The 2,020-nt window shown below is 55.5% G+C and carries 2 protein-coding genes and 1 pseudogene; all 3 read left to right on the forward strand.

What is annotated here, in order from left to right; translation table 11 throughout:
- On the forward strand, positions 1-744 hold a 744-nt coding region (locus tag FKV24_RS03085; RefSeq protein ID WP_141481184.1), incomplete at its 5' end, for an RHS repeat-associated core domain-containing protein.
- A gap of 8 nt (positions 745-752) precedes the next feature.
- On the forward strand, positions 753-1,274 hold the full coding sequence (locus FKV24_RS03090) for a hypothetical protein (RefSeq protein WP_141481186.1): 522 nt from the start codon (positions 753-755) through the stop codon (positions 1,272-1,274).
- Positions 1,275-1,667: 393 nt separating this feature from the next.
- A pseudogene (locus FKV24_RS03095) lies at positions 1,668-2,020 on the forward strand (RHS repeat-associated core domain-containing protein); the annotation flags it as partial.

Genomic DNA, 2,020 nt, shown 5'->3' on the forward strand with positions numbered 1-2,020 from the left:
CACGTGTTCGACGCCGCCACCGGCCTGGTCTACGCCCAGCAGCGCTACTATGACGACGATATCGGGCGGTTCCTGTCAGCGGACCCGGTGACGCCTTACGGCAGCCCGGTGGGGCAGTTCAATCGCTACCGCTACGCCAACAACAACCCCTATCGGTTTTATGATCCTGATGGGCGCTGCACGGGGTCCCGTATTGAAGACGATGAAGGAAGGTGTAGGGGGTCTGGTGAATTTACAACCACCAATGCAACGGCTTTAGTTCCGAAAAAGATTACTTCGGACATGGTTGAATCTGTTGGGCCGGATGAGGCAACAGAAGAGCAGGTGGATCAAGTGGTTGAAGATGTTAATGACGTGGGTAAAGTTGCGAAAGCTGCAGGTGATTCGCGCGCGATAAGGGCTTTTAACAAAATTGAAGGGGTCAAGCTGGATAGTAGTGACTGGGATTCTGGGACTTGGGCGGGGGGCGAAGTTGCGCCTACGGCAGTTGCCTTTGTTATGTTTAATGCGAGGGCTGGGCGGGGTGAGATTTCGATTAACTCTGCTAGGTACTTTAGGCTTGGTGGTTACTACCGGGTGTTTCGGTTGATGCATGAGGTGCTTCACCTTGATTCAGTTTTTGATGTTCAAAAAATTCAGCAGTTGGCTGCGGGTTGTGTTGCTTGGAGTTGTCAGTACGAAAGGGATGTGGAAATTTATGCGCGAAGCGTGATGAACGCTGGCTGGGCTGGAAGAGATGAGTGAGGTTGGTTATGAGGTGCATTTCATCTGTTTTTATTTTTATTCTGGCGCTGGTTGTTAATGTCGGTAGCGCGAGCTCTCCGGCGAATAGGCCGGTCAATGTTCTTTTTGAAGCAGCGGAAGCTGTCGTGACAGGTCGAGTTGTCAATGTCGAGGCTTCTTGCGGCGATCGCGCATCAGTGTGTGTGCGCATGTATAGAGTGTTGTTTGATGACGGGTCGATGCGCGAGCTGAAAGCTGCTAAGGACAGGCATGGATACAGATCGGTGTGTTCGACTGTCCCTTTAGAGATAGGCTCCGTATACACGGTATTCATGGAGCTTCCGACAAGGTTCAATGCCGGTGGGGCGAGTGGCTGCTCCTTGGTTGTTGATCTTGATGGTGTGTTCGAGAGGATGAATCACAGCGTCTATCGGGTCGGCTCACCTGACGCCAGGATCATCGTGGATTTCGAAGGAAACAAGTATCTGACCAATGCCATGGTTGAACCTGATTTCGACGATGCGATTCGATCGCTGACTCAAGGTGATTAGCTCGGTTGGTTGCTGGGGCGAGTGGCTAAAAAATGGGTCAGAGTGGACTGCCCCTGCTTCCACAGGTGAGCGCTCAGGCTTGGCCGATTGACCTTGACCTCCTCCCAGTAATTCGGACCAGCCCACCGGGGACGAGTCGGGTTCATTTATTCCGCTACGCCTACAACAAGTGTCGCCTGCCGGTTCAGGAACGCATGCAGTGGGCAGTGTCGATTGGATTCTGGGGTGCGGCTGCAACAGCAACAGCGATCAGGTCAGTCAGGTATTCCCGGACAGAAGATGGAGTTGGGTTCATTGAGCCGCCGCCGATGTGGCTTGGACAGGCGCAATGCGTCAGGTACTTTATCTACCCGTCGGCGCCGAACCCGGGTCAATGTCAGTGGCGGCACCGCCGTGCGCGATCACTATTACTGCTACGACGCGCAGGGCAATCTGGAGAACAAGAGCGGCGCCATCTTCAACTTCGACCACGGCAACCGCCTGCGCGGCGCCAGTGGCAATGGCGTGACCGCCAGCGGCTATGTCTATGATGGTCTGGGCCGGCGGGTGCGCGATGTCACCAGCGGCAGCAAGTACAGCCTGTACAGCCAGTCGGGGCAGTTGGTTTACGCCAGCGACCTGCGCAAGGGCACGCAGCACGTGTACGTCCATCTGGGCGGCAGTCTGGTGGCGGTGCGCGACAGGGACATCGATACCGGTGCGCTATCGGTCAAATACCAGCACACCGACGCGCTGGGCAGCCCGGT

The sequence above is a fragment of the Marilutibacter maris genome (assembly GCF_006546735.2).
Lineage (GTDB): Bacteria > Pseudomonadota > Gammaproteobacteria > Xanthomonadales > Xanthomonadaceae > Marilutibacter > Marilutibacter maris.